Below are 26,212 nucleotides of genomic sequence, written 5' to 3'. Positions count from 1 at the left end.
ATTATTGTTTTGAAAATTGTTGTTTAGCCATCATTTCGGCTGTTTGGTTAAGGGTTTGGTAGCCTTGGTTAAGGTCTTGGGCAATGGCCTGTAAGCTGGCTTCCGCTTTTTGCCTCATGACGAATTCTTTTTCTTCCTGCATTTTTTTGCTGTAGCTGATGGTTAATAAAGCCATGGTGCCCACCACCACAATGGCCGCGGCAACTTTCAAGAAAAAATATCGTTCTGGAAGTCTAGCCGGAGGTATCACATCGGCAAGTACCACTTCCGTATCCAGTGCTTTAAAATCGTTGATCGGTCCGAACCAGGCTTGGGCCAGTTCTTCATCGGCCGTGTTGTTGGCAAAATAGGCCTTCAAGAGCGCTTCTTCTTCAATGGTAGTTGTGGCGTCCCAATATTTTTCCAACAAGTGCTTAATGTTGTCCTTTTCCATATACTTTGTTTTTGATGTACTGTCGGCCTCTAAAAAGATAGACCTTTACTTGCGATTCGCTGAGCTCCAATACCTCGCCAATTTCCTTGTATTCGAGTTCTTCAATTTCTCGGAGATACAAAATATCACGCTGCACTTCCGGTAGTTTAGCAATCAAAGCCAAAAAGCGCATTTTTAAATCCCTGAGGTCTGCTTGCTTTTCAATATCGTTTAAAGTTGCAATTTCTGGCAGCTCGGCTAAATCTATATGTACATGATTATTGTTTTTCTTTTTATAGTTGAGAAACACGTTTCGCAACATGCGCATGGCATAGGCCTCAAAGTTTTCCCAAGTAGTCCAGCTGGTTCTTAATTGCCAAATTTTAAGCAGGGTTTCCTGAAAAATATCCTGTGCATCGGCCTCATTTCTGGTGAGCGATAATGCAAAGCGATAAAGCTTCGGGCGACATTGCAAAAAAGTTTGGTCTAACTCGGGTTTCATGTATTTGATAGGGAGACAATATAGCCAAACCAAAAGTTACAATTATTTTAAAATGCATCAATTCCTTATATTTAGCTATGCAAAATAAGATAGCCAAAAACATAGACGAATACATCGCTGGTTTTCCTGTAGCTGTACAAGAATTGTTGCAACAAGTGCGTTCAACTATTCAAGAAACAGCACCTGAGGCTACAGAAGCCATCAAATATGCCATTCCTACTTTTGTATTTCACGGCAACCTGGTCCACTTCGCAGGATATAAAAACCATATCGGCTTTTATGCCACGCCCGGCGCACACGAAGATTTTGCCCAAGAGCTGGCCCAATATAAACAAGGCAAGGGATCGGTCCAATTTCCAATAGAAAAGCCAATGCCTTTAGAACTGATTGCCCGAATGGTAAAATACCGGATGCAGCAAAACTTAGAAAAGAATAGCAAGAAGAAGTAGTTAATTCTTTCTAAGCAGGGCGATTAAACCAAAAATTGGTCCAATGGCTAGAAGCATATAAATATACCGTGCATTTTGGGTATTGAGCAATGTGTTGATCAGCTGGACGCTGGCAATGGTAGTGGCAAAGCCGATGCAGTTGACAATGGTTAGTGCCGTCCCTTTTGATTCTTCGTTTACATTTTGGGCCACAAGGGTTGAGAACAAAGGCGAATCGGCAATTACCGCCATCCCCCAAATCAACAAAAATGCCAAAAGTAAAGGTAACGAGGGGTTTAGCAACAGCAGGGGAGAGAGCAAAGCGCAGGTGCAGGAAATGCTCAAGGCAATGACTGCTGTTTTTTTGGTTCCCAGGCGTAGCGAAACGATGCCACTGCCTACACAGGCTAAACTCCCTATGGCGATAATGCAAAAAGAAAGCCACGAAATAGGCAAGTGCTGCTGTGGATAATGTTGCTGATAATTGGCCAGGATAACAGGAACAAATACCCAAAATGCATAAAGCTCCCACATATGGCCCACATAGCCAAAAGCAGCAGCCCTGAATTTTGGCTGTGCAAAACCTTTTAGGAAAGCAGCCCAGTTTAATTTTTGTGCAGGCTTGCGATAAGGTCCATCAGCAACCAATAGCCGAATAGCTAAACCACCTGCAACCGAAAGGAGCGAAGTAGCATAAACTACATAAGGCCATGGAAAAGAAGGCAGACTTTTAAGCAGGTGCGGAAAAGCAGTGCCTAAAACCAAGGCGCCCACCAAAAAACCCAAGGATTTACCCAACCTTTGTTGGTAGTAATCGGCAGCTATTTTCATACCTACCGGATAAATGCCAGCCAGAAAAAAACCAGTAATCGCCCTGAATAAAATTAAAGTGCCGGCACCAATATTGCTCATTCCCATGACTAAATTGGCCAAGGCGGCAATAAGGGCACAAACAAAAAATACCTTGGCAGGCGAAAAGCGATCGGCAATACTGAGTACGGCAAAAACCAAAGTGCCCAAAATGAAACCTAATTGTACTGCGCTAGCCAAATGTCCTAAATAACTAGGCTCAACTTGGTAGGCCTTGGCGATATCCGCAATAATGGCATTGCCCGCAAACCATAAAGAGGTACAAAAGAACTGTGCAATTACAATGGTAGGCAAAATCCATTTTGGAATCTGCGTAGGAGTAGGAGGCATTCGTATTGGATATTTGGTAGAGGTAAAGTTAGGGAAATTATCAGTTCGCTAATGTCACTTGTTCATTAGGTATGCTTAGAATCATCATCCAGAAATGTAAGCAATTAAAAAGTCCTCAGCTTGATCAAGGCCATGAAATGTTCCCTAAACTTATCGCTTATCGGGATTTGTTTGGCGCCCAAGTATAAATGGTTGTCCTGTATTTTGTCAACCTGTTTAATGTTTACAATATAAGAATTGTGTACCCTCACGAAAGGAAGGGCCAACTGGCTCTCTACTTCTTTTAAGCGTTTATAAACCAGCAATTGCTCATTTGAGGTAGCTAAGCGCACATATTCTTTTTCGCCCTCAAAATAAAGGATTTCTTCCAGACGGATTTTGCTTAAGGTCTTGCCAGATTTTACAAAAAAGAATTCATCCTGTAAGCCGGTGTTTTCTGGAGCTTTAACCGTTTCTACCTTGCCAAAATAAAACTCTATTTTCTGAATGGCCGATAAAAAACGTTTCAAGGTAATGGGTTTGAGCAGGTAATCGATGGTTTGGTAGCTGTAGCTTTCGGCCGCGTGTTCAGAATAAGCCGTAGTAAAAACGATTTTGATATGGGGAGGCAAGAGCCCAGCCAGTTCCATGCCATTGAGCATAGGCATATTGATATCCAGAAATACAAAATCAACCTTGTTTTCTTTGAGGTAAGCCAAAGCCTCTAATGCATTGTAGCAGGTGCAGGCCAAAGTCCAATCGGTGGTTTGTTTCACCAGTACCTCGAGCAGGTTTACCGCATTCGGCTCATCGTCAATAATCATGCAGGTTAAGCTCATTGGATCGGAATTTTAAAATACGCCATAAAATAGCCCTCGGCTTCCCCCGTACGCAGTTCAAAACGATCATTGTATAGAATAGCCAGTCGCTTGCGAAGGTTCTCAATGCCCGAACCCGAGGTGTGATCTGTTTTTACAGACATATTGTTGAGGGTTTTGAAAATGAGTTCGTTGCCGTGTTGGATCAAAGAAATATCGATGCGGTTGTTGGCACTTGTTTTATCAATGCCATGCTTAAAGATATTCTCTACAAAAGTCATCATCAACATGGGTGGGATCTGATAGTCCTCTTCATAGTCCTTCATGAAATTTAAGGCAATTTGATGCTTCATCCTGATTTTTTCGAGCTCAATATAGTTTTCCAAAAAGTTAAGTTCCGTAGAAATAAAAACCTTTGCCTTTGGACTTTCATCTACAAAGTAACGCATCATATCAGCTAAGCGCTCAATCAATCCGGCAGTGCGAGGGGCCTCGATGTAGGCCTCATAATAAATATTGTTAAGGGTATTGAACAAGAAGTGGGGCTGTACTTGCGATTTGAGCAAATTAAGCTCGGCCTGTGTTTTTTGCAGCAAAATCTCTTCAGTTTGTTTTTTTAGTCCAAAATAGGCCAGGGCAATCCTGAAAATAAAACTCAGCAAAAAAATAAGTACGCCGCTAATGCTTACGTAGAGTACACGCAGGAAAGTGATTTTTTCGGGCATGTCGCTGCCAAAAAAATTATTGTACACATAGCTGGTCAAGTGGGCTTTTGCAAACCCGTAGGCCAATAAAAAGAAAATAACCAGCAGCACATAAAGTGTTTTTTGGTTACGTTCATAGAGACGGGGAAACAACCAGTTGATATTGCCATAAATAATGAGCCCATAAAACACGGTGTTCATCAGGTTGAAAACAAAAGATTGCCCGACGGTTGTTAATGGCAGCGTCGAAAAGAAAGAAATCAGGAAAATGGCAATCCATACCAACCATTGGAATTGCGTAGTATTTATCTTTTTGAGGTTAGGGAAATCCATTGTTAAATATACAAGCTTGCCTCCATACCAGATGTGAGCTCTTCAATCAATTGTCAATAATTTTAAACCAATGCCCGAAATGGATAAAATGTGCAAGAGGTTAAAAATAGCTTTGCATTGGTTGAATAGATTGAAGCTAAAAGCATTGCTATCGCCAAATTTAGGTTCAATTAAACCCAAATTATGAAAAAGTTGATCCCTACACTCTTGATTGTAATGATGCTTGCCGGACTAATGCACGTTGCCCATGCCCAAAAAGTAGATACCATTCGCCTAAAAGACCAGCGCCTGCTCACCTCAGCCCTGCAACTCGGATTAAAGCAATACCTGGTTTATTTCCAGATGCCGAAAAGTCCGAAAGACCTAAAGTACTGGCTTTGGCTGCGCGATGTAAAACGCGAAACCAAAAACGGCGAAAACGTATTCTCGATTACGCAGCATTGGTATGGCAGCGACAGTACAAGCTACCGCGAAGTACGTTCACTCAATCGGGCCAAAGACTTTGCACCGATTTACCACGCAGAAAGTTTGGCTGGTAAGTTAAAAGCCTTTAATTGGAGTACAACCGGCATTAAGGGCGCAGATACGGTTGCCCAAAATGTCCAAAAGGCCTTCAAGCTCGATTTCAATGCGCCTTGCTTTAATTGGAACCTGGACATTGAAACTTTCGAAATGTTGCCATTGGCGGCAGGAAAGACCTTTGCCATTAATTTTTACGATGCAGGTTTCGATGTGCCGAAATATGTCAATTACTCGGTAGTGGGCAGCGAAATGTTGGGCACCTTAGATGGCCAGAAGATTGATTGCTGGCTCCTGCGTACAGAAAGCGAAAACAGGGGAGCCAAATATGTACAGACCTTTTGGATCAGCAAAAAAGGCCATGAGTTTTTAAAGGAGGAAGATGCCTTTCCGGGTGGTTACCGCTACAAAGTGAAGTTGCCTGCCTTGGCGCCAGATGTGTATACGCGTTTTGTTAAAAAGCCATAAAACTTGTGCTATGAAATTAAATTCCTTAAAACTGCTATTACTGGTTTTGGTAAGCCCTTTATTGACCACTGCACAGCAGCAAACGCCACAAGCCATTTTGGAAAAGTCAAAATCAGCGCTAGGTCTGGAACAATTGAAAAAGCCGATTCTGCATTTCTATTACAATGAAGTGAGCCTAGGACGCGAACAATCAGATCGTACGTATGCCCCCTTCTTTACCACCTCAACAAATGCAGAGGTTTGGTATAGTCCGCAACACAATGCCCAACGCATAGAGCAAAACAGCATTCGGGTAGGCACTGGCCCAGCCAAGAATCCAATTGTGTTATACAAGGCCATTGGCAAAAGCTATTTTGCAAGAGATACCGTTTACAGGCCTTTTCATTTTGAATATGACAAGCTGAACGCTTGGATGGTATTGCTCGATTGGCTTGGCGATCCAACTGTAAAGCAAGTCAAAAACGAACGTTACCGTGATTTTGACCGTTTGGTATTGGCACGCAAGGCTGCGGTAGGCGAAGAAAAGTTGTTTATAGATCCCAAAACCTATTTCCCCATCAAGCTAGATTATGACGAACTGCATAATTTGTGGGGACAACAGCATATTGAAGTCGTTTACAGCAATTGGACGCTTACCGAAAACAGTTTTTATCCAAATTCGGCTTTTAGGCTAGAAGATGGCGAACCCATGTATTACCGCACACTTGGCAAAAGCAAGCTTTCTGATTCGCTCAGCTTGTTCAATAAAATTGGAAGTCTACCCACCACAGGACCTAAGAACGTAAACATAGAATGGTATCCTTCTGAACAGCCTGTATTAATTAAGGTCAGCGAAGACACCTATTTGAGCAAGAACAGGATGTATACCGAAACCTTTACCCGAATTGGGAATACAATTTACCTGTTAGATGCTACGATTAACGAGGAACGTGCCAAACAAGATGAGCAATTGATCAAAAAGACCTTTCCGGAGGCGAAAAATTTTGTACTGGTGGTTACCGACTTGGCTTGGCCACATATAGGAGGCATACGCTATTGGGTAAGCAAAGGCGCAACGGTGATCTCACATTCGGCTTCGCAAAAATTTATTGAGAAAATAGTGAATAGAAAATGGACTTTACAACCAGATGAATTACAAAAACATCCTATAAAATTGAAATTTATTGCTGTTGATAAATTTACGCTACTAGCTAATAACCGGTTGAAAATATTTCCAATTAACGGAATTGGAAGCGAGGGTGCTTTGGCTTGTTACCTGTCTAAAGACCAGTTGCTTTGGGCCAGCGATTACATCCAAACGGCACAAGCTCCATCGGCCTATGCCAAAGAGGTAATCAATGCGGTAAACCGCGAAAAACTAAAGCCCTTGAAAATGGTGGCACAACATGTAGGCCTAACCGATTGGCAACAGGTGCTTAAGGTAAATCCATAATTGGTTGATAAAGTTTCTCGCTCTTGTTGGTGTTCTTCACCAGCAAGCTATTTTATGTTTTGAAGCGCAGGGTTCCCGAGACCTATTAAAGCCGGTCCAGCTTTCCGCTGTATCTTTTTTGCCTTGATTGGCAACAAAGGATGCCGCTTCAATCTGGGCTATTTTGTATGGGCCAGTGCAACAAACAATAGGAGCAGAGAATATAGTTAACTAAACCTGATGGAAGCGGGCACGAAGTAAAGCGGACAGCAGGACTGAATTTGCCATGAAAAACTGTTTCTGCTTTTCAAAAAGAAAGATATAATCACTAGCTCTTGTTGGTGTTCTTCACCAGCAAGCTAGTTTCAGTTTTTATAATCATTTGTTTTGGAGCGCAGGGTTCCCAAGACCTATTAAAGCAGGTCCAGCTTTCCGCTGTATCTTTTTTTGCCTTGATCGGCAACAAAGGATGCCACTTCAATCTGGGCTATTTTGTATGGGCCAGTGCAACAAACAATAGGAGCAGAGAATATAGTTAACTAAACCTGATGGAAGCGGGCACGAAGTAAAGCGGACAGCAGGACTGGATTTGCCATGAAAAACTGTTTTGGCTTTTCAAAAAAAGATATGGTCTGCTCTTGTTGGTGAAGACACCAACGGAACTACTGCTTCAGCCAATGCCAGGTGCCGTGTTTTGCCGGATCAAAAAAAGCTTCCTGCAAAGGCACATTGGTTTTAAAATCATGGTATTCTTCTGTCTGGATCAGTTTATTATTGGCAAAAATCTTGATTTCGGTTTCATGCCAGATTTTGTTGACCAGCTGGTGCTTGGCAAAATGGCATTCGAGCTTGCTCTTTTCTTTTTGTTGGATCATCCGCACCAAATAATGGTCTTTGGCATCGAACCATAACTGGCTTTTGCTGCTATCGGCATTGGCTACCCCAAAAACCAGGGCTTGGCGTCCGTTCCAAATTGTTTTGTAGCTTTTACTCAGGTCAAAGCCGTCAGCGCCCAGTTTTTTAAATACCTCATCAGCCGTATCATAATACATGCCGCCTAAAAGGTAGATGAGGATATTGGGGTTTACCACAGGTTTCACGGCCTGCGCCTGTCTAAAGCTATAAGCCGTATCGCCCCTATAAATTACCGAATTCCCGTCTTTGGGTTCTCCAAAATCAATACGGAAAAGACGCGGAAAAATTCCTGCTTCATACCAGGTTTGCGTCCGGTTTAAGGTATCGGCCTTATAAAATCCGGTTTTCTGCATAAACGTAATGGTCTTTGGCCATTTCCCGTAAAATTTTTGATGGATTTCCCTAAACTCCTTGTTTAAAGTTTGGGCGCCTGTACTCATCGCCAAAAAAATTAGTGGCATAACTGTACAGAACAAACGTGTGCGTTGAGATTTCGACATGTTGAGTGATTGTTTAGCCTTAAATTACGAAATAAACTGAACGGTTGTGTATTTACAGGAGAATGATGAAATTGACCACGCATCTATCAAATTCCTATTTCATGAAAAACAAATTACCCGCTTTTGGTCCTCCTGGGCTTATTTGGCTATGGCCAATCGTTGGGTCTGCAACAAAATCCGAACAACACAAATAACCTAATATATCCTCAAAAATTTATGAAAAAAAGTCTCCTTATCTTTTGTTTCTCGCTCCTTTTCTTAAACCTAACCAAGGCTCAAGAACTGCCATCTGAACTGCAAACGCCAGAGGTAGTTTCGCTGAACCGCATGCCGATGCGTGCCTCGGCATTTGCTTACGAAAGCGCAGCATTGGCCAGCAAAAGAAGCAAAGAAAAATCAAATTATTTTATCTCTTTAAATGGCACCTGGAAGTTTAACTGGGTGCAGGATCCACGCAAGCGACCTCTGGATTTCTACAAAACCGATTTCAACGATTCAGGTTGGGACAATTTTAAAGTGCCTGCCAATTGGGAAGTAAACGGCTATGGCTTGCCTATTTATGTAAACCAGCCTTATGAATTTGCAGGTAGAAAACTAACTGGCAACAGGATGAATCCTCCTTTTGATATTCCGGAAGACAATAATCCGGTGGGTTCTTACCGCAGAAAGATTACCATCCCCGAAAACTGGAAAAACAGACAGGTATTTATCAGTTTGGGTGCGGTTAAATCGGCTTTCTTTATTTGGGTAAACGGCAAAAAAGTTGGCTACAGCGAAGACAGCAAACTGGCCGCAGAATTCGATATTACCAATTATGTAAAACCTGGCGAAAACGCCATCGCCTTGCAGGTTTACCGTTGGAGCGATGGCAGCTACCTGGAGTGCCAAGACATGTGGCGCATTTCGGGGATCGAACGTGATGTTTACCTGTACTCGACCCCAAAAATAGATGTACGTGATTTCAAGGTAATCGGAAACTTAGACCCAACTTATACCAACGGCCTATTAGATGTAAACCTAACCGTAGAAAACTATAAAATAGACCAACGTACCAACCACAGCAGACCAGATAGCTTTTATGTAGCGCTCGATTTGCAGGATGCCAAAGGTAATACCGTGTGGAAAGACGCCACTGGAGCCAAAGCAGTTTTGGGCAATTACAAAAGCAATGTAGCTTTTAAGACACAAATCAGCAATATCAAAACCTGGTCGGCCGAAATTCCTTACCTCTACACGCTGTACATTACCTTAAAAGACAAGAGTGGCGAAGTACTCGAAGTGATTCCGCAACGTGTGGGCTTCCGTTCGGTAGAAATTAAGGGAAGCGACTTGTTGGTAAATGGCAAACGTGTTTTCTTGAAAGGCGTAAACAGGCACGAACACAATGCTACTCAAGGCCATACTTTGAGCCACGAAGACATGCGTAAGGATATGGAAATGATGAAAAAGCTGAACGTAAATGCTGTTCGCCACTCGCATTATCCGCCAGACCCATATTGGATGGAGCTTTGCGATGAATATGGCTTATATGTAATTGACGAAGCCAACATCGAATCGCATGGGCGTTACTACAGTTTGGAAACCACTTTTGCTAACGATAAAAAATGGCGCGTGCCTCATCTGGAGCGCATCACCAGAATGTACGAACGCGATAAAAACCATGCTTCGGTAATCACCTGGTCGCTAGGCAACGAAGCAGGAAATGGCGTTAACTTTTACGAAGCCTACGAATGGTTAAAACAAAAAGATTTTCGTCCGGTACAATACGAACGTGCTGAAAACGATTTCAATACCGATATGATCGTGCCACAATATCCTGATCCAAGTTGGTTGGCCAGGTATTCGAAAAGCAAGAGCGAGCGCCCGATGATCATGAGCGAATATGCACACATTATGGGCAATAGCTTAGGCAATTTCAAAGAGTACTGGGATGCCATTGAAAGCCACCCGAAACTACAGGGCGGTTTTATTTGGGAGTGGATAGACCAGGGTATCGATACTGTTAAAAACGGCAAGCGTATTTTGGCCTACGGCGGAGATTTTCCTTTACAGGGCCCGGTTAACGAAGATTTTAGCGACAATAATTTCTGCGTTAAAGGCGTAGTAACGGCTTACCGCGGCTTAACGCCAATGGCTATTGAAGCCAAAAAAGTATATCAATTTATCAAGACTACCTATTTGGGCAACAACCAGGTAAGCGTAAACAACAGCTACTTTTTCCGCAATATTGCCAATATGCAGTTAGACTGGCAATTGCTCGAAGATGGAAAGGTGATAGAAAGTGGTACCAATGCGAACCTGAACATCGAACCGCGCCAATCGGCCACTTTGGCCTTGCCAATCAAAGCCAAAGTCAAGGCCGGAAAAGAATATTTCTTAACGGTTCGTTACCGTTTAAAAACAGAAGAGCCCTTTTTAGAGAAAGGCTACGAGATTGCCACCGACCAGTTTGCCTGGGCAGGTACGCCAAAAACAGCAGTTTATGCCGAAGTGAAAAAAGCATTGAAAGTGGAGCAAACTGCTGATCAAGCGGTGGTAAAAGGAAGTGATTTTACCTTGACTTTCGACCTGAAAAAAGGCACCTTGAGCAGTTACATCGCTAAAGGGAAAGAACTATTGGTTCAAGGACCTCAGCCTGGATTTTACCGTGCCCCAACGGATAACGATATCGGTGCTGGCTTAAACAGGTCTTTGCGCATGTGGAGAAACGTGTATCAGGATACCGATCCAACGCAGAAAAAAGCAACTGTAAATGCAACGGCAGACAAATTTGTGTTAACCGTTCAATCAACCTTGTTAAATGGCGATGCCAATACCACCCAGGTTTTTGAGGTGCTGGCCGATGGCAGTATTTTAGTGAAAAACAAGTTCAATGCGGTTAAGGGAAAGTATAAAGCCATGATGCGCATTGGCAACGATTTGCAGTTGAACAAAGCCTATGGCAATATCGAATGGTACGGCAGAGGCCCGGGAGAAAACTATTGGGATAGAAAAACCGCTTCGCTCATTGGTACCTATAAACAAACTGTAGACGAGCAGTATTTCCCTTATGCGCGTCCGCAGGAAAGCGGCAATAAAACTGATGTACGTTGGGTTGCTTTTACCGATAAACAGGGCAAAGGCCTGCGATTTGAAGTGGCTGATAGCCTATTGAGCTTTGGTGCCTTGCCTTATGCGGTTGAAGATTTGGACCCAGAAGCCGAAAAGAAACAATATCACTCTGGCGAATTGGTTAAGCGCAACCAGATTTATGTACACATGGACATGAAGCAACTCGGCGTGCAGGGCATAGACAGTTGGGGCTCATTGCCTTTAACCGAATACCAAATTCCTTATAAGGACCAAGAATACAGTTACTGGATTAAACCAATCAAATAAGATGAAGAACAAATTATTTGGCCTGCTCGCGCTTTTTTTAAGCACGATAACACAGGCTCAAGAAGCAAAACTGGCACCCACACCACCCATGGGCTGGATGAGCTGGAACCTCTTGTCGAACAAGGTAAATGAAAAAGACCTGCGCGAAATGGCTGATGCCATGGTGGCCAACGGATTGGTAAAGGCAGGCTATCAATATATTTTTATAGATGATTGCTGGCAGGGCGGACGCGATTATAAGAACAACATTATCGCCGATCCTAAGAAGTTCCCATCGGGCATTAAGGCATTGGCCGATTACCTGCATGGAAAAGGCATGAAGCTGGGCATTTACTCGGATGCGGCACCTTTAACCTGTGCGGGCTATACCGGAAGTTTGAATTTTGAAGAACAAGATGCCAAAACCTTTGCTTCTTGGGGCGTAGATTATCTGAAATATGATTATTGTGGGGCACCCGAAGATGTAGAAACAGCCAAAAAGCGCTATGCAAAAATGGCCAGCGCACTTCGTAAATCAGGGCGTGATATTGTGCTTGGCGTTTGCGAGTGGGGCCCACGTAAACCATGGGAGTGGGCAGCTGCAGCCGGCGGACAAAGCTGGCGTGCTACTTTCGACCTGCGCGACAAATGGAAAGACAAAGGCAATGGCATTGATGCGGTTGGCGTAATGGATGTGGTAGATCGGATTTCGGAACTTGGCCAATATGCTGGTCCAGGCAGGTGGAACGATGGTGATATGCTCATTATTGGCTTAAAAGGCTATAAAGGGCCATCAGGCGATTTGGGCGGTAAAGGTTGTACCGATATCGAGTACCAAAGCCAGATGAGCTTATGGTGTATGCTTAACTCGCCATTGTACATGAGCAACGATTTGCGCAACATGAACGATGTAACCAAGAAAATCCTCTCTAACGAAGAAGTGTTAGCCCTTAACCAAGATCCATTAGGCAAACAGGCCGAACGCAAAATCAAGAACGATACCTGGAATATATTTGTAAAGCCTTTGACCAATGGCGATTTCGCTGTCGCGGTGTTAAATCGCTCGGAAACAGCTCAAAATGCACAAATCAACTTTGCAGAACTGGGCCTAACAGGCAAATATGAAATCAGAGACCTTTGGCAACACCAAGTGCTGGGCAAAGACAAGCAGTGGAAAGGAAAAGTAGAAACGCACGAAACCAAGGTTTTTAGGTTAAAGAAGATATAATCCAAAGACTCGTTCCTCGTACAGAGATTCGTCATGTTGGACACCGATCCGACATCTTTTAAATTAAGGATTTGTCATCCAGAACGAAGTGAAGGATCTATTCTCGAGTTAGATTCCTCGGTGCACTCGGAATGACAAATTTAAGTTGCTAATAGAAAATGCTATTCAAGCTTGTTGGCTCGAACACCAATAAGTGAACCACCAATGAACCAATGATATAACCCAAATGAAAAAACAAGCATCCCTCACACTTGTCGCATGCGCCTTCGCGTTGTTGGCAAATGCGCAAACCGAACCTAAAGATCCAGCAACGGTGCTGATTTCGCCACAGCACACTTTGTCAAAAACCGATACGGCTTTTAGAAAAGCCATCAGCCAATGGAGCGACAATACGCTGAAAAGTACCGATTATAAAAACATCAAGGCCCATCCATCGGCCGCGGTATTTCCTGGTGCACCAAAAACCGGCTATAAATTTACAGATCGGGAAGTAGCCATCGACCATAAAAAAATAGCAGACAGCCTGGTCGACATTGTTTCTACCCTAGGCTATTCTGGTCCATGGGCCAATAACCTGTACAGCACAGGTCTATATGCTGTTGCTGGAGAATATATCGACGTGGTATTGCCAAAAGAAATCGATGCCAAAGAAGTAAGCGTACAGATTGGTTCGCAGTCAGACCGCTTAAATACTTGGGTGGCCGGTAATGAAGACTGGCGCCGTATGCCCATCATTACCAAAAGACAAGAACTAAAGAACGGCAGCAACAAAATGGCTACGCCTTTTGGCGGTTTGATCTATATTGCCATCTCTCCAAAAAGCACCAACAAAAACTTTAAGATCAATATCAAGCATGCCATTTCATCGCCTTTGTTTGTATTGGGCAAAACCAGCGACGAAGAATGGGCTGAGCAATTAAAGAACAACAAGGCGCCATGGGGCGAAATGGCAACAGAAAACGTAATTTTAACCTTACCAGATTCAGTATTGCAAACCATTAAAAACCCTACAGAAGTAATGAAGCTTTGGAATTTGATTGTAGCAGGCGAAATGGAATTGGCCCAGATCAACCTGCCTTTTTACAGGGCACAGCGATTAGTGGTCGATGAGCATATTGGTGGGGGGTATATGCATAGTGGCTATCCGATTATGATCCATCATTCGCCAACCAAAAAAATGTTGTCTAACGAGATCATGGCCAATCCACTTTTGCTCATGAAACCGAGCAAAGGCGGTGCCAACTGGGGCTTTTTTCACGAAATTGGCCACAACATGCAAAACCTCAACTGGGTGTTTGGCGGTACTACCGAAGTGAGCAATAATTTCTTCTCGCTGTATATGTTCGATCGCCTAATGGGCGGGCATGACGATTCGCATTCAGGCGTTTCGAGCGAAAACACCCAGAAACAAATGAAGAAATATTTTGCCGAAGGTCCGAGTTACGAAAAATGGAAAAAAGATCCGTTCCTAGGCCTGATCATGTTCCGTCAGATGCAGGAAGGCTTTGGCTGGGAGAGCTTTAAAACCTTTTTTAGGGAATACCAAAAACTAGGGCCAAGCATTGGCAGGATGAAAGACCAGCAAAAAATCGATCTTTGGGTAAAGACTTATTCCAATATCGTAAAACGAAACCTGGCGCCATTCTGGAAAACCTGGGGTATTCCGGTAAGCGATTCGATAGCGCAAGAATTAGCTGCTTATCCAAATTGGGCACCTTTTAATTTTCCTCCTCAGAACTAACCTCACCTACCTATGAAAACACTATTGATAAAAAAAATTACCTGTTTGCTTGTGCTCTTTGGCTCATTTCAGGGCGTATGGGCACAGAATGAAAACAAACATAACCTGGTTTTTACCAAGCTGGCCAATAAATGGGATGAAGCCATGCCTTTAGGCAACGGCATGCTGGGTGCCTTGGTTTGGCAAAAGGGAGAGAAGCTCAGGCTTTCTTTAGACCGTGCCGATCTTTGGGACGAACGCAAGGCGCTAGATATCAGCAAGCTCAATTTTAAATGGGTAAAGGAACAGGTGCTCAAGAAAGATTATCGTCCGGTTCAAAAAATCGGTGATGCACCTTATGACAATACGCCATATCCTACCAAATTGCCTGCAGCGGCTATCGAATTTAATGTAAGCACTTTAGGAAAAGTGGTTTCTAACATATTGAGCATTAAAGATGCGCTGAATACGATTAAATTTGAGAATGGTGTTGTGTTCAATTGCTATATCCATGCCACCAAGCAAGAAGGCTATTTTGGCTTTGAAAACCTAAAATCTGCCGCTATTTTGCCCGAACTGATCGTCCACAATTACAATACAAGCGTAAATGGCGATGCCGATAACAGCCACGCCGGCCAAGGCTTGGGTAAATTGGGCTATGCCAAAGGCACAGTGAAAAAAACGGCCAACAGCATTACCTATCATCAGCCAACTGCGAACGGCAATTATTTTGAAGTGCTCATTAAATGGCAAAAAGTTCCGGGTAATAAAATCATCGGCTCTTGGACCATTAGCAACAACAAGCCTGCGATAATGGCTAACCTTTCAACCAAGTTAAAAGAGCCAACAGGGTGGGATTCGCATCAAACGTGGTGGAAAAACTACTGGAAACAATCGTCGGTTTCCCTGCCCGATACTTTGATAGAAAAACAATATTACCTAGAACTGTATAAATTGGGTTGCGTATCGAGAAAAGGAGCGCCAGCCATTACGCTACAAGCCGTTTGGACTGCAGATAACGGAAGCTTGCCACCATGGAAAGGCGATTTTCACAACGATTTGAATACCCAATTGAGCTATTGGCCTGCTTATACCGGAAATCGATTGGCCGAAGCCGCTACGTTTACCGATTGGCTTTGGAAAATAAAAGATAAAAGCACGGCCTATACCAAGCAGTATTTTGGGGTGGAAGGCTTAAATGTACCCGGCGTAGTTACTTTAAGTGGCGATCCCATGGGCGGATGGATCCAGTATGCCTTATCGCCAACGGTAAGCGCTTGGGCATCGCAGCATTTTTATTGGCAATGGAAATATTCGATGGACAAAAACTTTTTGCAAACGAGAGCTTACCCTTACATCCATCAGGCCGCCACTTACCTCGAAAACATCACTTATTTAGAAAATGGAGTGCGTAAACTGCCTTTGAGTTCTAGTCCGGAGTATAACGACAACAGCATCAATGCCTGGTTTTTAAACTGGAGCAATTTCGATTTGGGCCTGAGCAAATTTTTGTTCAAGGCAGCGGCCGAAGTAAGTCGAGCCAACGGACAAACAGCAGAAAGCCAGCACTGGCTAACCATATTGAAACAGCTTCCGGATTTTGAAGTAAACGAAACTGGCTTTACCGTTGCCCCTGGTCAGAATTTGAATGATTCCCACCGACATTTCTCGCAATACATGGCCATTTATCCTTTGGCATTGCTCGATGTAAATCGCGAACAGGATAAAGAACGCATCAGCAACTCGTTAAAGCGCATTGAAGAAAAAGGAACGCGTGCCTGGTGTGGCTATTCGTTTAGCTGGATGGCTTCCCTCTATGCACGTGCCTACGAGGCCGACAAGGCGGTAAAGCAATTGCAGATTTTTGTCAGTAATTTCTGTTCGCCAAATAGTTTTCACTTGAATGGAGATCAAAAAGGCGGTCAATATTCTGGCTTTACCTATCGTCCATTTACCTTAGAAGGCAATTTTGCTTTTGCCCAAGGTGTTAACGAACTGTTGTTGCAAAGCAGGGAAGGCTACATTGAGGTTTTTCCGGCAGTGCCCCGCGATTGGAAAGATGCATCATTCGAGAAATTGAGAGCCGAAGGTGCCTTTATCGTGAGTGCCCAAAAGGAAAACGGAGTGCCTACAAAAGTTCGGATCACGGCAGAACAAGGTGGACTGTTGGCCATCAAACTTCCTTTTAAAACGCACATCGTAAAAAATATAGATGCGAAAAGAGTAAAATTTGGCCAAGATGGCATTGCAAGAGTAACTTTGAATAAAGGCGAAAAGATTACCTTCGAAAACGGCTACGAATAAACAAACAACAATGAAGAGAAACATTTCCATACTCCTAGGCTTTTTAGCAGTATTTTTTGTACAACCGGGTTTTGCCCAGCAAAAAGCCAAGAAACCAAACATCATTTTTATTTTAACAGATGATTTGGGCTATGGAGATGTGGGGGTCTTTTTTCAGAACCAAAGGGCAAAGCAGCACAATAAGGCATTGCCCTTTGCGTTCACGCCAAGCTTAGACCAAATGGCTGCCAATGGCGCGGTTTTAACGCAGAGCTACTGTGCGGCTCCAGTTTGCGCACCTTCTAGGGCTTCTATACTTTTGGGGCAAAGCCAGGGCCATGCTAACGTTCGCGATAACCAGTTCGATAAGGCGTTGGCTGATAATTATACCCTCGGAAATGTATTGCAAAAGGCAGGCTATAAAACAGCCGCTATTGGCAAATGGGGTTTGCAGGGTACTGGAAAAAATTGGCCGGCACATCCTTTAAACAGAGGTTTCGATTATTTTTATGGTTACATGCGCCACTCTGACGGCCATGAGCATTACCCTAAGGAAGGCATTTACAGAGGGAAGAAAGAGGTTTGGGAAAATAAAACCGAAGTGTCTGCAGGTTTGGATAAATGCTATACTGGCGACCTGTGGACGGCGAAGGCCAAAGATTGGATCATTGAGCAAGCAAGGAAACATGCCGAACAGCCCTTTTTCATGTATTTGGCCTACGATACGCCACATGCGGTTCTGGAACAGCCTACCCAGGCTTATCCTACCGGTGGAGGTTTAGCAGGAGGCTTAAAGTGGCTGGGAAAAACCGGAGAAATGATCAATACGGCTAACGGAACTCCCGATAGCTGGACAGACCCCTTGTATGCCAATGCCACTTATGACGATGATAAAAATCCAGCTACCGCAGAAAAACCCTGGCCCGATACCTACAAACGTTTCGCTACCACCACCAAACGTTTGGATGATGAAATTGGAGACCTGTTAAAGCTGTTGAGCGATTTAAAAATAGACGACAACACCTTGGTGGTTTTCAGCTCAGATAATGGTCCATCCATCGAAGCTTATTTGCCAAAGCCGAATGTGCCTTATGAAGCAAGTTTCTTTGATAGTTTTGGCCCTTTCGATGGCATTAAAAGAGATGTGTTGGAAGGTGGAATGCGTATGCCGGTAATTGCCCAATGGAAAAACCATATTGCTCCAAATACGGTGGTGGCTTCTCCAAATATATCATACGATTGGCTGCCAACTTTCGCCAATGCGGCAGGTTTGAGTATCCCAGCAGTTGCCGATGGCGTTTCGTTGTTGCCGTCGCTTTTGCAAAAAGGCAAGCAAGAGCCCAGCTTAATCTATTCAGAGTATTTTGAAGGGGGAAAAACACCCAATTATCCTGAATATTCGCCCAACAATAGGGGCAAGCTACGTAACCAAATGCAGATGATCCGCTTTGACGATATTGTTGGACTGAGGTACAACGTGAAATCGGCTAATGATGATTTTCAATTGTTCAATGTAGTGAGCGATACCCATCAGGCTACCGATTTGGCAAAGGAGAATGCATCGCTGCAGCAAAAAATGAAAGACAAGGTATTGCAACTGAGAAGGAGCGATGCGAGTGCCAAAAGACCTTATGATGATGAATTTGTGCCAGCTGTGGAAATTGCAACACCAAAACCTGGTATTGCCATCATGGCTTACAGCGAGAAGAGCAGTTGGGTGCCCAAAACAAAAGAGCTTAGCGCTTTGAATAAGGCAATAAGCGACAATATTGTACTCAAACTCCAGGCTAAAGCCAATGTGTACGAGTTCTCGGGCTATATTAAAGTTGAAAAAGACGCTAATTATACTTTTACCTTTAGTACCAACGGCAAGGCTTTTTTGAGGTTGCACGATGCCGTAATCATTGACGCCGATTATGGTTATACTTCCGATAAGCAATTGCAGAGCAACATTAGGCTTAAGGCGGGCTACCATCCGTTTACGCTTACTGTAAAAGACGCGAAGCGCATTAAACTTTTGTTTGGTGAAGAAGGTGGCCTTGGCAAACCGATAGCTCAAGCGAGCTTGTTCCATTAACATTAGCCCCGTAGAAAATCACTTAACTGGCTGGTCGGGATTTGCAATCTCGACCCAATAACTCTGAATTTGCAATCTAGCTAAATTTTGCGATTATTATTGCACCTCGCCAACGGTTGAACACAACACAAGCATCAGCAAGCAGTTTTTAGTTTTGAAAAGCAAAGGCAGTATTTCATGGCAAATTCTGTCCTGCTTTCCGCTTTGCTTTGTGCCCGCTTCCATCGGGTTTATCGAACAGCGTTTGTGCAAAATATAAAGTACTTGATTGCAGTGGCCCGAGTAAAATAGCCCAAATTGAAGCGACATCCTTTTAAGGGTCTTGCGCTTCAAAGCAGATAAACGCTATACATAAAGGCTTGCTAAAAGAAAAAGCCCCGATCACATTAATAATCGGGGCTTATTATAGAATAAATTTTATTTACCAATAAACAGTATAAAGGGCAACTAAAATTCCCACAATAATCAATGCGCCAACGGCAAAGCTTGTTGAAGTTTTGAACATTTTAGCATCAATTTCAAGTCCTTTGGCCTCTGCTTTGGTTTTATTGCTCATCATGCTGATAATATACATACCAATTACACAAATCAAGAATACAAAACCCATCCTGTCGATAAATGGAATTTCGTAAATGCCATCAGCGTTCTTAACAGAGAAGCCCGAATTGGCCAGAAAAGAAAGATCTGCCCATGATGGCAGGAACTTTAGAAAAATAGAAAGTGCAAAACCCCCAATTGTAGCAAATAGGGCAGCGGCTGATGTAGTCCTTTTCCAAAAGAAACCCAAAATAAACATGGCAAAGATACCCGGAGATACAAAGCCGGTATATTCTTGAATATATTGGAAACCACCTTTTTTATCGATGCCTAAATGAGGAGCAATTAAAACGCCCAAAACCATCGCCACAATAATTACGATTTTGCCAGTAACTACTTGATTTTTTTCTGTGGCTTCTGTATTGATCACTTTTTTGTAAATGTCTAAAGTAAAGATGGTTGCGATACTATTGGCCTTGCCGGCTAATGAAGCTACTACGGCCGCGGTAAGCGCTGCAAACGACAATCCTTTTAGGCCCGCTGGTAATAGATTAAGCAATACTGGATAAGCACGATCTGGATTTACAGAGCCATCTTGCAACATCTCCGTTTGAAAAGCCCCTTCTTTATATAAGACATAAGCAGCAATACCGGGCAATACTACGATGATAGGCATCAATAATTTTAAGAAAGCCGCAAATAAAATACCTCCGCGTGCGGTTTTTAAATCGGCTCCCAAAGCACGTTGGGTAATGTATTGGTTACAGCCCCAATAGTTTAGGTTTACAATCCACATACCCCCAACAAGGACGCTTAATCCAGGCAAGTCGATATAGTTGGCATTGTCGGGTTTTAAGATCATATGGAAATGCTCAGAAGCCTTTTGGGTCATTACGCTATAGCCTTCTAAAATACCTTTTGTGCCATAGTGGTCAGAAACAAGATTTAGCGCCAGATAAGTTGTGGCCAAACCTCCCAATATCAAGAAAAACACTTGAATTACATCTGTGTAGCCAATTACCTTCATCCCGCCAAGGGTAATAATAATGGCAAAAGCGGCTATGGCATACATACATAAGCTAAGGTCGAAACCAGAAATACTGCTTACAGCAAGGGCACCCAAATAAAGAATAGAAGTTAAGTTTACAACTACATAAAGCAATAGCCAGAATACCGCCATAATCATTGCTACCGTGCTGTTATAGCGCTGGTGCAAGAACTGGGGCATGGTAAAGATCTTGTTTTTGAGGTATACCGGAATAAAAAATACGGCAACCACAATAAGCGTGGCCGCAGCCATCCATTCGTAAGTGGCAATGGCAAGGCCCATTTTAAAACCCGAACCGCTCATGCCGATAAACTGCTCGGCCGAAATATTGGAAGCAATCAAAGAAGCGCCGATTGCCCACCAGGTTAGGGAGCCTTCAGCCAAGAAATAATCTTTAGAATCGCCGGTTTTAGATTTCTTTTTGTAGTAGATGTAAAAGCCGTAAGCCGCTACGATAACGAAATAGATTAAGAATACAATATAATCCTTAAAATCCAACAGGTTGTTTTTCATTAAATATATTTGGTTTAAAGTTTGGGTTTTCTAAATGTACAAAATCAACATCTATCATTTTTAATTCTAACAAAATTAATAGCGAACAAACGTTTGCGGCTGAGCGGATTAGTCAATAGTTGGCTACAAATCGTCGCCAGTCTTGGATGATGCGCTAGCAACTAACTAATGAACTTACTCAACCAACAACCAAATTACCAATTCAACCCTACGGAAATTCAGCAATTTTAGCTTTTAAATATACCTGTTCACCAAATTTTCCAGATACTCTTGCCTGCCGCTGCGTTTTTCTGGCTCACCATGCGTTAGGGCATGGTTCCTCAGGTCTGCTAAGCTTAATTTGCCCTGCTCAAAAGCGGCACCCTGACCATTGTCGAAAGAGGCATATCGATCTGTTCTGATTTGCTTATAGTCGGACTGTTGCAAAATGGCGTCTGCTGTGACCAGCGCACGTGCAAAAATGTCCATCCCACCGATGTGCGCATAAAATAAATCTGCCGGATCTGTTGAATTACGACGGATCTTTGCATCGAAATTTACACCGCCTCCTTGCAGGCCACCGCCCTCTAAAATAATGAGCATGGCTTCTGTAAGTTCGTTGATGTCATTCGGGAACTGATCGGTGTCCCAGCCGTTCTGGTAATCGCCACGGTTGGCATCAATAGAGCCTAGCAAACCATTATTTGTTGCCACCTGTAGTTCATGCTGAAAGGTATGGCCAGCTAATGTGGCATGGTTTACTTCGAGGTTCAGTTTAAAATCTTTGAGCAGGTCGTATTGCCTTAAGAAGCCAATTACGGTAGCTGCATCGTAATCATATTGATGTTTGGAAGGTTCGCAAGGTTTCGGTTCGATAAAGAAAGTGCCTTTAAATCCCTGTTTACGTGCATAGTCTTTGGCCAGATGTAAAAATTGAGCCATATGTTCTTGTTCACGCTTCATGTTGGTGTTCAACAGACTCATGTAACCTTCTCTGCCACCCCAAAAAACATAATTTTCGCCACCCAAGGCAATGGTGGCATCTAGGGCTGCCTTTACCTGCGCACCGGCATGGGCCAATACATTGAAATCAGGGTTGGTGGCTGCACCGTTCATGTAACGTTCATGACTGAACAAGTTTGCTGTGCCCCAAAGCAGCTTTATCCCACTTTCGGACTGCTTTTGCTTGGCATAAACGGTTAATTCCTGTAAGCGACGCTCATTTTCGGTTAGATCGTTGGTGTAATCAACTACATCTACATCGTGAAAGCAGTAGTAAGGCAACTGCATTTTGGTCATGAACTCAAAAGCCGCATCCATTTTGTCTTTGGCACGTTCTACGGCATCTTTTTTCTCATCCCATGGGAAAATATGCGTAGGTACGCCAAAAGGATCTGCTCCGCTTCCAGTAAAAGAGTGCCAATAGGCACAAGCAAATTTAAAATGCTCGGCCATGGTTTTCCCGGCCACCACTTTATTGGCATCGTACCATCTAAATGCCAAAGGATTGTCGCTTTGTAGACCTTCGAATTGGATTTGTTCAATCCCTTTAAAAAATTCCTTTTCTCCTTTTACTACTTTCATGATGTTCGTGTTTATATACTTATTTCAAAGCCTGTTTCAGCAAGGTTTTCCACTCTTGATAAATAGGCTCATATGCTTGCTCGTTTTGGGGTTCGATGTATTCGAGTAATTCGTGTTTCCTGAAAGCATCTGCCGGACTCGAAAAAATACCTGCGCCAATGCCAGCTCCTAAGGCTGCACCAACACTGCCATTGTTTTCATAAAGCTCTACCGGAATTCCGGTTACATCAACAAAGGTTTGGGTAAATGTTTCGCTTAAAAACAGGTTGGTTTTACCGGCTCGGATTACCTTAGGCTGCATGCCGTTTTCACGCATGATGTCTAATCCATACCTAAAAGAAAAGGCGATGCCTTCTTGTACAGCTCTAAAAATATGCATTTGGTTGTGCAGGTTAAGGTCGATGCCCAGCAATTGTGCACCCGTATACTGATTGTTTAACATTCGCTCTGCGCCATTGCCAAATGGCAAAACTTTTAACCCTAAGCTGCCAATAGGCGCCTGTGAAGCCAGTTGGTTCAATTCTGAATAAGTTGAAGCAGGTGCAAAAGTCTGTTTGGCCCAGCGGTACATGCTGCCCGTGCCATTAATGCAAAGCAATACGCCGGTGTATTTTTGTTCCTGTGTATAGCTTACATGGGCAAAGGTATTGACCCGCGACTGCAAGTCATAGACGAGTTCGTTGCCCACCCCGTAAATAACACCAGAAGTACCCGCAGTAGCCGCTACCTCGCCAGGCTGAAGCACATTTAAAGAAAGTGCGTTGTTAGGCTGATCGCCAGCTTTATAGGCAATTGGAATAGCAGGACTGAGTCCTAAAAGCTCGGCAACATCATTTTTTAGCAAGCCATGGACCGAAAACAATGGCCTGATTGGCGGAATGAGTTCGGGAGAGAAGTCATAGTGCGTTAACAGTTCCTTTGACAATTCATTGTTGTGAAAATCCCAAAATATGCCTTCTGATAGGGCCGGGATGCTGGTCGTAATCTCTCCAGTGAGCTTCATGGCAATAAAATCGCCGGGAAGCATAATTTTATCGATTTGTGCATAAATGGCGGGTTCGTTTTGCTTAACCCAAGCCAATTTGGAGGCGGTGAAGTTGCCAGGTGAGTTGAGCAGGTGTTTTAATGAAAATTCGTGACCAATGCTGTCGAAAGCTTCCTCGCCAAGTTCAACTGCACGGCTGTCGCACCAAATGATACTGTCGCGCAATACCTGTTGCGCTTTGTCTACCACCACTAAACCATGCATCTGATAGGCAATGCCGATGGCTTTGATGGCTTTTGGATTGAACAAGCCCGTAGCATTCAGCTTCAGAATGGCCTGTTGGGTATGTTGCCACCAATCTATGGGCGATTGCTCGGCCCAGCCCGCCTGAATAGATTTAATAGCCGTTTCTTCTTCAGGGTATTGAGCCATTGCCACATGCTTTTGCGTGTGGATGTCAACTACGGCAACTTTAATAGACGAAGTGCCTATGTCAATCCCTAATAAATACATTGAACTATGGTTTTTGATTTGGTTATGCAAACGGTTGCATAAATATAGATCGTAAATTAGGCAATGTCAAATTTTTTCAAAAGTTTTTGATTATAAGGCTGCCCCGAAGCAATTTTCGGTTTTAATGGACCAGGTTTCCTGTAGATTGTCTTTCTACAACTTCTGGCTCTAGTACGATGTGGCTGATGTTGTGGTAAGGATTTTCCTGCTGGATCATTTTAAGGAACAGCTTGGCACATTCGGCTCCCATTTGATTGGCGTGCTGATCGATGGTAGACAGGTTAGGGCTGATGTAAGCCGAAAAGGCCTCGTTGGCAAAACCTATTACACCAATGCTGGGAGGTGTTTCGTTAATTTCTATCAGCTTTTTGATTACACCCAATGCCGTAAAATCATCGCCAGCAATAATAGCATCTGGCTTTTGGTGGCAGCGCATCAACTTTCCTGCTCCAAACCTGCCGTCTTTGATAGAAAGTCCTCCAAAAATAATATGCTCTTCAACAAAGGGCAAGCCATTGGCTTTTAGCGCGGCCTTATAGCCTTTTAATCTTTCGTTAAAAATCCTGATCTGATGTACCGTAGTGATAAAAGCAATGTGTTTATAGCCTTGGTCGATTAAGTGCTGCGTAGCCAAATAACCTGCTTTAAAGTCGTTTAGGGTTACTGTCGGCACCACCAAGTCATCATGAACACGGTCGAAGAGAATGAGTGGCTTGTTCTGTGTAATGATTTCGGCAAAATGCGATACGTCTTCGGTTTCTAATGACATCGATGCAATAATGCCATCTACCTGTGCCTCGAGTAGCGTTCTTACACCGTTGATTTCGTTTTCTACAGATTCGTTTGATTGATAGAGAATTACCCGATAGCCTTTTCCTTTCAAACCTTCTTCTATGCTGTGTATCACGGAAGCAAAAAAATGGGCCTGTACGCTGGGTACGATCACGCCTATAATATGGGTTTTGCCAGATTTGAGGGCCGAAGCCAAACGGTTCGGACTGTAATTTAAACGCTGTGCAGTAGCAATAACCGCCTTACGGGTTGTTTCGCTGATTGCGGGAAAACCACTAAGCGCCCTCGATACAGTAGATACTGTAATGTTAAGCTCTTTGGCAATGTCATATATGGTGGTTTTCTTTTTCAACAAGTTAAAGTAAAGTAAAATCTATGAAACTTTTTAGCAAACTTCTTAAAAAAATAGTCGCCTTTTTGAGCTGGTTTTTGTGGGTTAAATCCAATTAATGCAACCGATTGCAAATTGCCAACTAGATTTAACTAAAGATTAAGCTTTTGGATGGCCTGATTTTTACGGAAGATGTTGATCTTAAATATAAATACCACCTATTGCAAAAACATAAGTCGAATGGGGTAAAAACTATCCATGAAAACAGGGATTTATGAGAAATGTCTTGCAACTTATAGTTAAAAATTGCTATTATTAGGTACTATTAACTTCCTCAACTAATGACTAAACAAATCAAGCTCCTCCTTTTGATGGGCTCACAGGTATTTGTGCTCAATGCCATTTATGCCCAAAATCGGCAAGTCGATACGGGCAATGTGGCCCTAAACAAAGTCGAAGCTTTGTTTCTTGGGGCTGTTAAGCAACAATCGCTGCTCTATAATGGCAAATTATACCAAACTTATGGCTCAAATGTAGAAGGCTTGGCTACCTTCATGAATTTGGGCCTCGAAAACGGCGACGTAACCTATAATAATGTTCGTTACAGCAACGTACCCCTTCAATACGATTTATATATAGATAAGGTAGTATCGGTTTTATACGATCAACGCTCTATGTTCAGCCTCAATAGCGAACAGGTAAAGGACTTTTACATCAAAGACCATCATTTTGTTTTTTTGAATGTAGACAGTAGCGGCTTGGCAAGCGATATCAAAACAGGTTTTTTTGAGGTAATCCATGATGGAGGAATTAAGATCTACGCCAAACGCCTCAAAAAACTGCAGTTCACCACAAATAAAGAGGTGCCTTATTATTTCAATCCCAAAACCAGTTATTTTTTATGGAGGGACAACAAGTATAATGAATTTAGCAGCGAAAGCGCCTTGCTCAACTTGTTTAAAGACAAAAAGAAAGAGCTTAAAGAGCAGCTATCTGCCAATAAGGTGAAATACAAGGATAATCCTGAACAGGCAATGGCCATTATAGCCAGTTATTATGAAAGCTTAACCAAATGA

Annotated in this window: 19 protein-coding genes; 9 read left to right on the top strand and 10 right to left on the bottom strand. The window is 43.1% G+C overall.

Annotation, left to right across the window (positions count from 1 at the left end):
- Position 1: 1 nt before the first annotated feature.
- Both AC570H_RS13870 and AC570H_RS13865 read right to left on the bottom strand, forming a co-directional pair.
- Positions 2-433: a PG0215 family putative anti-sigma factor gene (locus AC570H_RS13870; RefSeq protein ID WP_497355785.1), complete on the bottom strand. Its 432-nt coding sequence runs from the start codon at positions 431-433 to the stop codon at positions 2-4.
- A complete protein-coding gene (locus tag AC570H_RS13865; RefSeq protein ID WP_497355783.1) occupies positions 414-914 on the bottom strand; it encodes a GFO_1088 family ECF-type sigma factor in 501 nt (166 codons plus the stop codon). The genes AC570H_RS13870 and AC570H_RS13865 overlap by 20 nt, the downstream gene beginning before the upstream one ends.
- Positions 915-991: 77 nt before the next feature.
- Here AC570H_RS13865 and AC570H_RS13860 point away from each other — a divergent pair, with 77 nt between their 5' ends.
- Complete coding sequence (locus AC570H_RS13860; RefSeq protein WP_497355781.1) at positions 992-1,363, top strand: iron chaperone; 372 nt, start codon at positions 992-994, stop codon at positions 1,361-1,363.
- Here AC570H_RS13860 and AC570H_RS13855 read toward each other — a convergent pair whose 3' ends face one another.
- From AC570H_RS13855 to AC570H_RS13845, 3 genes are all read right to left on the bottom strand, one after another.
- Positions 1,364-2,542 carry an MFS transporter gene (locus AC570H_RS13855; protein ID WP_497355779.1) on the bottom strand — a complete coding sequence of 393 codons (1,179 nt, stop codon included), beginning with the start codon at positions 2,540-2,542 and terminating at the stop codon, positions 1,364-1,366.
- A 104-nt stretch (positions 2,543-2,646) separates the two neighbouring features.
- Positions 2,647-3,360 carry a LytR/AlgR family response regulator transcription factor gene (locus AC570H_RS13850; RefSeq protein ID WP_497355777.1) on the bottom strand — a complete coding sequence of 238 codons (714 nt, stop codon included), beginning with the start codon at positions 3,358-3,360 and terminating at the stop codon, positions 2,647-2,649.
- A complete protein-coding gene (locus AC570H_RS13845) occupies positions 3,357-4,376 on the bottom strand; it encodes a sensor histidine kinase (RefSeq protein WP_497355775.1) in 1,020 nt (339 codons plus the stop codon). The genes AC570H_RS13850 and AC570H_RS13845 overlap by 4 nt, the downstream gene beginning before the upstream one ends.
- Positions 4,377-4,559: 183 nt before the next feature.
- Between AC570H_RS13845 and AC570H_RS13840 the strand changes: the two genes are divergently transcribed.
- Together AC570H_RS13840 and AC570H_RS13835 are read left to right on the top strand one after the other, a co-directional pair.
- Complete coding sequence (locus AC570H_RS13840; RefSeq protein WP_497355773.1) at positions 4,560-5,363, top strand: DUF3108 domain-containing protein; 804 nt, start codon at positions 4,560-4,562, stop codon at positions 5,361-5,363.
- 10 nt (positions 5,364-5,373) lie between these two features.
- Positions 5,374-6,795, top strand: a complete 1,422-nt coding sequence (locus tag AC570H_RS13835) for a hypothetical protein (RefSeq protein ID WP_497355771.1) — start codon at positions 5,374-5,376, stop codon at positions 6,793-6,795.
- A 641-nt stretch (positions 6,796-7,436) separates the two neighbouring features.
- Here the strand turns inward: AC570H_RS13835 and AC570H_RS13830 are convergent.
- Entirely contained in the window at positions 7,437-8,189 is a 753-nt protein-coding gene (locus AC570H_RS13830; RefSeq protein WP_497355769.1) for a hypothetical protein, read from the bottom strand.
- Between the two features lie 216 nt (positions 8,190-8,405).
- Here AC570H_RS13830 and lacZ point away from each other — a divergent pair, with 216 nt between their 5' ends.
- From lacZ to AC570H_RS13805, 5 genes are all read left to right on the top strand, one after another.
- The gene (lacZ, locus tag AC570H_RS13825; protein ID WP_497355767.1) at positions 8,406-11,567 is read left to right on the top strand and encodes a beta-galactosidase, LacZ type; all 3,162 of its coding nucleotides are present in this window, start codon (positions 8,406-8,408) and stop codon (positions 11,565-11,567) included.
- A gap of 1 nt (position 11,568) precedes the next feature.
- Positions 11,569-12,774 carry a glycoside hydrolase family 27 protein gene (locus AC570H_RS13820; protein ID WP_497355765.1) on the top strand — a complete coding sequence of 402 codons (1,206 nt, stop codon included), beginning with the start codon at positions 11,569-11,571 and terminating at the stop codon, positions 12,772-12,774.
- A gap of 226 nt (positions 12,775-13,000) precedes the next feature.
- Entirely contained in the window at positions 13,001-14,515 is a 1,515-nt protein-coding gene (locus AC570H_RS13815) for a M60 family metallopeptidase (protein WP_497355763.1), read from the top strand.
- Between the two features lie 12 nt (positions 14,516-14,527).
- Entirely contained in the window at positions 14,528-16,798 is a 2,271-nt protein-coding gene (locus AC570H_RS13810; protein WP_497355761.1) for a glycosyl hydrolase family 95 catalytic domain-containing protein, read from the top strand.
- Between the two features lie 10 nt (positions 16,799-16,808).
- Positions 16,809-18,854: a sulfatase-like hydrolase/transferase gene (locus AC570H_RS13805; protein ID WP_497355759.1), complete on the top strand. Its 2,046-nt coding sequence runs from the start codon at positions 16,809-16,811 to the stop codon at positions 18,852-18,854.
- A gap of 421 nt (positions 18,855-19,275) precedes the next feature.
- Here AC570H_RS13805 and AC570H_RS13800 read toward each other — a convergent pair whose 3' ends face one another.
- The 4 genes from AC570H_RS13800 to AC570H_RS13785 all read right to left on the bottom strand — a co-directional run bounded on the left by AC570H_RS13800 (position 19,276) and on the right by AC570H_RS13785 (position 25,157).
- Positions 19,276-20,952, bottom strand: coding sequence for a sodium/sugar symporter (locus tag AC570H_RS13800; RefSeq protein ID WP_497355757.1), 1,677 nt, complete (start codon positions 20,950-20,952; stop codon positions 19,276-19,278).
- A 234-nt stretch (positions 20,953-21,186) separates the two neighbouring features.
- Positions 21,187-22,515 carry a xylose isomerase gene (gene xylA, locus AC570H_RS13795; RefSeq protein ID WP_497355755.1) on the bottom strand — a complete coding sequence of 443 codons (1,329 nt, stop codon included), beginning with the start codon at positions 22,513-22,515 and terminating at the stop codon, positions 21,187-21,189.
- A 19-nt stretch (positions 22,516-22,534) separates the two neighbouring features.
- Positions 22,535-24,013 carry a xylulokinase gene (locus AC570H_RS13790; RefSeq protein WP_497355753.1) on the bottom strand — a complete coding sequence of 493 codons (1,479 nt, stop codon included), beginning with the start codon at positions 24,011-24,013 and terminating at the stop codon, positions 22,535-22,537.
- 121 nt (positions 24,014-24,134) lie between these two features.
- The gene (locus AC570H_RS13785; protein WP_497355751.1) at positions 24,135-25,157 is read right to left on the bottom strand and encodes a LacI family DNA-binding transcriptional regulator; all 1,023 of its coding nucleotides are present in this window, start codon (positions 25,155-25,157) and stop codon (positions 24,135-24,137) included.
- 320 nt (positions 25,158-25,477) lie between these two features.
- Here AC570H_RS13785 and AC570H_RS13780 point away from each other — a divergent pair, with 320 nt between their 5' ends.
- Complete coding sequence (locus AC570H_RS13780) at positions 25,478-26,212, top strand: hypothetical protein (RefSeq protein ID WP_497355749.1); 735 nt, start codon at positions 25,478-25,480, stop codon at positions 26,210-26,212.

This window comes from Pedobacter sp. B4419 (genome assembly GCF_059693725.1).
This window is presented reverse-complemented; position numbering and strand designations above follow the sequence as displayed.